The sequence below is a fragment of the Streptomyces odontomachi genome (genome assembly GCF_024435355.1).
Taxonomy (GTDB): domain Bacteria; phylum Actinomycetota; class Actinomycetes; order Streptomycetales; family Streptomycetaceae; genus Streptomyces; species Streptomyces odontomachi.
This window is the reverse complement of record NZ_JAMJWG010000081.1, coordinates 1-1,117: the sequence shown is the minus strand read 5'-3', so window position 1 is coordinate 1,117 and position 1,117 is coordinate 1. Positions and strand designations below refer to the sequence as shown.

Sequence of the window (1,117 nt, the reverse complement as noted above, 5' to 3'; positions counted from 1 at the left end):
CGATCGGGCGCGTCTGGCGCGTGCGGGTATCGGGCCGATGTCGACGCCGGACGCGCTGGCCCTGTTCGACGCGGCGGTCGTATCCGGGGCTCCCGCTGTGGTCGCCGCTCATCTGGACCCGGCGGCCCTGCGCACCGCCGCCTCCGAAGGACATCTGTCACCCCTGCTCAGCGGCCTGATCCGGGCGCAGCCGCGGCGCGTCGGCGCGGGCTCCGGGCTCGGCGAGCGGCTCCAGGGCCGCCACCCCGACGAGCAGCGGCGCGTGACGACCCGAGAGGTGCGCCGGCAGGTGGCCGCCGTCCTCGGCCGTGACGATGCCGGGTCGGTGCCGGTCGACCGGGCCTTCTCGGAACTCGGCTTCGACTCGCTGATGAGCGTCGACCTCCGCAACCGGCTGACCGCGGCCGTGGGGCGCCCGCTGCCCGCCTCGCTCGTCTTCGACCAGCCCACCGTTCGCGAGCTCGCTCGGTACGTCCTCACCGAACTCACCGACGGCACCGACCCGGCCACGACATCCGGCACCCCGGCCGGTGCGGCGGTGCTGGACGAGCCGCTGGCGATCGTGGGGATGGCGTGCCGTTTCCCGGGCGGGGTCGAGGGCCCGGACGATCTGTGGCGGCTGGTCGCTGACGGCCGGGACGCGATCTCGGGCTTCCCCGTCAACCGTGGGTGGGACCTGGAGGCGTTGTTCCATCCGGATCCCGATCACGCCGGTACGTCGTATGCCCGCGAGGGCGGGTTCCTGCACCGGGCGGCGGACTTCGACGCGGAGTTCTTCGGGATCTCCCCGCGTGAGGCGTTGGCGATGGATCCGCAGCAGCGTGTGCTGTTGGAGACGGCCTGGGAGGCCTTGGAGCACGGTCGGATCGATCCGGACACCCTGCGCGGCAGCCGTACCGGTGTCTTCACCGGCGTCATGTACAACGACTACGCCGCACGCCTGAGGCCCGCACCCCCCGAGGTCGAAGGCCTCCTGGCGGCCGGCAACACGGGGAGCGTCATCTCGGGGCGGCTGGCGTATGCGTTGGGGTTCGAGGGGCCTGCGGTGAGTGTGGACACGGCGTGTTCGTCGTCGTTGGTGGCGTTGCATCTTGCCGGTCAGGCGCTGCGGCTGGGG

At 72.7% G+C, this 1,117-nt stretch carries 1 protein-coding gene; it reads left to right on the top strand.

Annotation, left to right across the window (positions count from 1 at the left end; genetic code table 11):
• Positions 1-37: 37 nt before the first annotated feature.
• The coding region (locus NQO67_RS43460; RefSeq protein ID WP_305127000.1) for an acyl carrier protein at positions 38-1,117 on the top strand (1,080 nt) is incomplete at its 3' end.